Origin of the sequence: Oerskovia sp. NPDC056781, from assembly GCF_042789955.1 — a bacterium.
Taxonomy (GTDB): Bacteria; Actinomycetota; Actinomycetes; order Actinomycetales; family Cellulomonadaceae; genus Oerskovia; species Oerskovia rustica.
On record NZ_JBHUAD010000271.1, the window covers coordinates 1 to 4876 of the forward strand.

The 4876-nt window shown below is 72.8% G+C and carries 5 protein-coding genes; all 5 read left to right on the forward strand.

All coding sequences use genetic code 11. The annotated features are described in order from the left end of the window. A partial coding sequence (locus ACFRCR_RS16890) for an MFS transporter (protein ID WP_377679142.1) occupies nucleotides 1-1419 on the forward strand: 1419 nt, incomplete at its 5' end. After that, on the forward strand, nucleotides 1416-2192 hold the full coding sequence (locus ACFRCR_RS16895) for an electron transfer flavoprotein subunit beta/FixA family protein (RefSeq protein ID WP_377679144.1): 777 nt from the start codon (nucleotides 1416-1418) through the stop codon (nucleotides 2190-2192). The genes ACFRCR_RS16890 and ACFRCR_RS16895, both read left to right, overlap by 4 nt. A gap of 31 nt (nucleotides 2193-2223) precedes the next feature. After that, nucleotides 2224-3123, forward strand: a complete 900-nt coding sequence (locus tag ACFRCR_RS16900; protein WP_377679145.1) for an electron transfer flavoprotein subunit alpha/FixB family protein — start codon at nucleotides 2224-2226, stop codon at nucleotides 3121-3123. Next, nucleotides 3120-4424 (forward strand): FAD-dependent oxidoreductase, encoded by a 1305-nt coding sequence (locus tag ACFRCR_RS16905; protein ID WP_377679146.1) that lies wholly within the window; start codon nucleotides 3120-3122, stop codon nucleotides 4422-4424. The genes ACFRCR_RS16900 and ACFRCR_RS16905 overlap by 4 nt, the downstream gene beginning before the upstream one ends. Before the next feature lie 44 nt (nucleotides 4425-4468). Further along, nucleotides 4469-4741 (forward strand): ferredoxin family protein, encoded by a 273-nt coding sequence (locus tag ACFRCR_RS16910; RefSeq protein ID WP_377679147.1) that lies wholly within the window; start codon nucleotides 4469-4471, stop codon nucleotides 4739-4741. Nucleotides 4742-4876: the final 135 nt, after the last annotated feature.

The following is a 4876-nucleotide window of genomic DNA, read 5'->3' on the forward strand; positions in this document are numbered from 1 at the left end:
GTCGAGATGACCCCGTTCCTCAAGCGGGTCACCCTCTTCTCGTCGGGGGGCCCGTTCCTCGACGGCTACGTGCTGTCCATCATCGGCGTCGCCCTCATCCAGCTCGGCCCCGCGCTCGACCTCGACGCGACCTGGACGGCCGTCGTCGGGGTGGCCGCGCTCGTCGGCCTCTTCCTGGGGACGTCGGTCGGCGGTTGGCTGACCGACGTCGTCGGGCGCAAGAAGATGTTCGTCATCGACATCGTCGCGATCGCCGTCCTCTCGGTCGGCACCGCGTTCGTGGGCACGCCGCTCATGCTCGTCGTCATGCGGTTCCTGATCGGCATAGTCATCGGTGCCGACTACCCGATCGCGACGTCGCTCATCGCGGAGTTCACCCCGCGCAAGCACCGCGCGATCTCCATGGGCATCGTCGCGGCCGCGTGGTACCTCGGTGCGAACGTCGCCTTCCTCGTCGGCTACCTGCTCATGGACGTCGACGGCGGCTGGCGGTGGATGCTCGCGAGCGCCGTCGTGCCGTGCCTCGTCATCCTGATCGGCCGCTGGGACATCCCCGAGTCGCCCCGCTGGCTGGCCCGCAAGGGGCGGGGCGAGGAGGCGCGCGCGATCGTGCGGCGCATCTTCGGCGCGGACGTCGAGCTCGAGCCCGAGACGACGTCGAAGGTCGGGTACGCGACGCTCTTCCGCCGCGGGTACGTCGGCAAGATCCTCTTCGTCGGGACGATCTGGATGTGCCAGGCCGTGCCCATGTTCGCGATCTACACGTTCGGCCCCCGGATCATGACGGAGTTCGGGTTCGGAGCCGGCCAGACGGCGACGCTCGGCGAGATGATCATCGGCACGTTCTTCATGGTCGGGTGCATCCCGGCCATGTTCTGGGCGAACTCCATGGGGCGGCGCAAGCTGCTCATCGGCAGCTTCGCGATCATGACCGTCGCGCTCGCGGTCCTGGGCATCCTGCCCACCGCCGCCATGCCCGTCGTGATCGTCTGCCTCGCCGTGTACGCCTTCTTCTCGGGCGGCCCCGGCAACCTGCAGTGGCTGTACCCGAACGAGCTGTTCCCGACGGACGTCCGGGCCTCTGCCGTCGGGGCCGCCATGGCCTTCAGCCGCATCGGCACCGTGGTCTCGACCTATGTGCTGCCCGGCTTCCTCGCCGCCTACGGCACCCGCGCCACGATGACGGCAGGCGCCGTCATCTCCGGCCTGGGCCTGCTCGTCTCGGTGCTGTGGGCACCCGAGACCCGCGGCCTGACCCTCGTCGAGGCCAGTGCGCTGCGCCTCGGCATCCGTGGCCGGCGGGCGGGCTCCGGCCCCCGCACGGCCGGGACGCCCGACTCCCCGACGGGAACGGGTACCCCCCGCACCACCAGCGACCGCGGACCCCGCGGCGACCTCCAAGGAGATGGATCACGATGAAGATTGCCGTTGCCTACAAGTGGGCACCGAACCCGCAGGACGCCGCGGTGGGAGCCGACGGGACCGTCGACTGGGGCCGCGCCAAGGCGTCGGTGTCCGAGTACGACCCGGTCGCCGCGGAGCTCGGCCGCCGCCTCGCGGACGCCACGGGCGCCGAGCTCGTCGGCATCAGCGTGGGCGGCCCCGACGTCGCGTCGCCGATGGCCCGCAAGTCCGCGCTGTCCCGCGGGTTCGACCGCGCGGTCGTCGTCGCGGACGCGGCGCTCGAAGGCGCCGGCCCGACGCTCACCGCCACGGTCCTCGCCGAGGTCGTCAAGCACGTCGGCGACGTCGACATGGTCCTGACGGGTGACTCCTCGCAGGACGTCGGCGCGCAGCTCGTTCCTGCGATCCTCGCCGGCGCGCTCGGCTGGCCGGCCCTGGCGAACGTCACGGCGATCTCGGGCGGCGCGGGAGACCTCGTCGTCGAGCGCCTGCAGGACTCCGGCTCGCAGGTGCTGCACGCCTCGGGCCCCGTCGTCCTCGCGGCCGCCACCGACGCCGTCGTGCCGCGCGTGCCCGGCATGAAGGACATCCTGGCCGCCGGCAAGCGCCCCGTGGAGGTGCTCTCCCTCGCCGACGTCGCGCCTGCCGCACCCGTCGCCGCGACCGCGGTGGTCGCCACGGCCCGCCCCGCCCTCGCCGCGCGCAAGCAGCACGTGATCGACGGTTCCGACCCGGTGGCCGCGGCCGCCGAGCTCGTCGCCGCGCTGCGCGCCGACAACGTCCTCTGACCACCCCGATCTCCCGGGAAGGAACACCCTCATGAGCAGCACCTACATCCTCGTCGCCGGGGACGCCCGCATCGACGCCCTCGTCGAGCTGGCCCAGGGCACCAGCACCACTGCGGTCGTCGTCGGCACGCGGTCCGTCGCCGAGGCCGTCGCAGCCTCGGGCGTGGACGCCGTCACCTGGCTCGGTGAGCCGGGCGACGCTCCCGTCGAGGCCTATGCCTCGACGGTCGCCACCCTGGTCACGGCCGCCCAGCCGGACGTCGTCCTCGCCTCGAGCCGGCCGGCGGACCGTGTCCTCGCAGGGGCTGCGGCCGCCGTCCTCGGCGCCCCGGCGTTCACGCAGGTCTCCGCGGTGACGGTCGTGGCGGACGGCGTCGAGCTGACCCGGTCGGTCTTCGGCGGTATCGCGCAGGAGACCGACCGGGTCTCCGGCCCGGCGGTCGTCGTGGTCGACGGCGGTGCCGTCGCCACGGGCGGCAGCGCCGCGATCGCCGAGGTCACCGCCTCGGCGATCCCCACGCTCACCGTCACCGAGAACCGCCCGGCCGAGCGCGCCGTCGTCGACCTCGGTCGCGCACAGCGCATCGTGTCCGCCGGCCGCGGCGTCAAGGCCAAGGACGACCTCGGGCTCGTCGAGTCCCTCGCGGCGGCGATCGGCGCCGAGACCGCGTGCTCGCGCCCGCTCGCCGAGGGCCTCGGGTGGTACACGCACGACCGCTACGTCGGCGTCACCGGCCAGCAGGTCTCCCCCGAGCTGTATCTCGCGGTGGGGATCTCCGGTCAGCTGCAGCACACTGTCGGTGCCCGTGGCGCGCGCACCGTCGTCGCGATCAACTCCGACAAGGACGCGCCCTTCTTCGCCGAGGCCGACTACTGCGTCGTCGGCGACCTGTACCAGGTCGTCCCGGCACTCACGGCGGCGCTGTCATGACGACCGAGGCGGTCGAGCCCGACTTCGACGTCATCGTCGTCGGTGCCGGTGTCGCCGGGTGCGTGACCGCGTACCGGCTCGCGGAGACCGGCCGCTCGGTCGTGCTCATCGAGCGGGGGGAGGCACCCGGCTCCAAGAACCTGTCGGGCGGCGTGCTCTACTCGCGGGTCATGGAGGAGGTCTTCCCCGACTTCCTGACGCAGGCTCCGGTCGAGCGGCGCATCACGCGCAACTACGTGCAGTTCCTCAACAGCACGTCGTCGGTCGGGATCGACTACCAGGACTCGCGGCTGTCCGACCCGGTGAACGCGGTGACCGTGCTGCGCGCCAGGCTCGACGCGTGGCTGGGCGAGAAGTGCGAGGAGGCCGGCGTGTTCCTCATGCCGGGTGTCCGCGTCGACGAGGTCCTCACCGAGGACGGCAAGGTCGTGGGCGTCCGTGCCGGCGACGACGAGCTGCGGGCCCACGTGGTCGTGGCCGCCGACGGCGTCAACTCCTTCCTGGCGCGCGCGGCGGGCCTGCGCCCCCAGGAGCCGACGAACCACCTGGCGCTGGGCGTGAAGGCGGTCGTCTCGCTGCCCGCGGCGACCATCGAGGAGCGGTTCCGCTGCGCCGGTGACGAGGGCGTGGCCTACGCCGTGGTCGGCGACTGCACGCTCGGGATCGGCGGCGGCGGGTTCCTGTACACGAACCGCGACTCGATCTCGGTCGGCGTGGTGCTGCGGCTGGACGACCTCGTCGCCAAGGGCGTGCCGTCGTCGGAGGTGTTCGAGCACTTCCTGACCCACCCGTTCGTCGCCCCGCTGCTCGCGGGCGGCGAGGTGTCGGAGTACGCGAGCCACCTGGTCGCCGAGGGCGGCCTGGACATGGTCCGCGAGATCACCACGGACGGCATGGTCGTCGTGGGCGACGCCGCGGGCCTGACGCTCAACACGGGCCTGACCGTCCGTGGCATGGACCTCGCCACGGCCTCCGGCATCGCCGCGGCCACGGGGATCGAGGCGGCGCTGGCTGCGGGAGACACGTCCAAGGCCGGGCTGGCGGGGTACCGGACGGCGCTGACGGCGTCGTTCGCCGGCCAGGACATGCAGACCTACGCCAAGGCGCCCGCGTTCCTGGAGCGCGAACGCATGTACGAGCAGTACGGCTCGCTCCTCGCCGACATCATGTACGGCGCCTTCGACCACGACCTCAGACCGCGTCGCCACCTGCGCGACGTGGCGAGGAGGGCCTTCAAGCGCTCGCCCGTGCGCCTGCGGGACCTGCTCTCCGACGGGCTGGCGGGGGTGCGTGCGCTGTGACGACGTCGACTGGATCCGTGACCCGGGGGCTCAGGATCGGGACCGTGGCCGAACGCCTGGCCGGCAACCGGTACGAGACCGACGAGGAGGAGAGCCACATCCACCTCGACCAGGACCTCGTCCGCAGCACCGGGTGCGCGCGACGGCTGGTCGCGATCTGCCCCGCCAAGGTCTACGCGGAGGAGGCCGACGGGACGGTCTCCGTCGAGTACGCCGCGTGCTTCGAGTGCGGTGCCTGCGCCGCCGTGGCCGAACCCGGGGTGCTCACCTGGCGCTACCCGCGCGGCGGCATGGGCATCTCGCTCCGCGAGGGCTGACCCCTCGCGGACCGGGGTGGTCCGGGCGCCCTCGGGGCGCGGCCCGGGCCCCCCCCGCGGGGCCCGGGGGCTTTTAAACATCGGTGGCGGGCGGCGGTTGCTGTGGGGTTTTTGTCGGGGGGGGGCGGGGGGTTG

What these genes read in the sequence shown, in the direction of transcription:
- ACFRCR_RS16895 (WP_377679144.1), top strand. Translation starts at nt 1,416, where the DNA reads ATGAAGATTGCCGTTGCCTACAAGTGGGCACCGAACCCGCAGGACGCC.
- ACFRCR_RS16905 (WP_377679146.1), top strand. Translation starts at nt 3,120, where the DNA reads ATGACGACCGAGGCGGTCGAGCCCGACTTCGACGTCATCGTCGTCGGT.
- ACFRCR_RS16900 (WP_377679145.1), top strand. Translation starts at nt 2,224, where the DNA reads ATGAGCAGCACCTACATCCTCGTCGCCGGGGACGCCCGCATCGACGCC.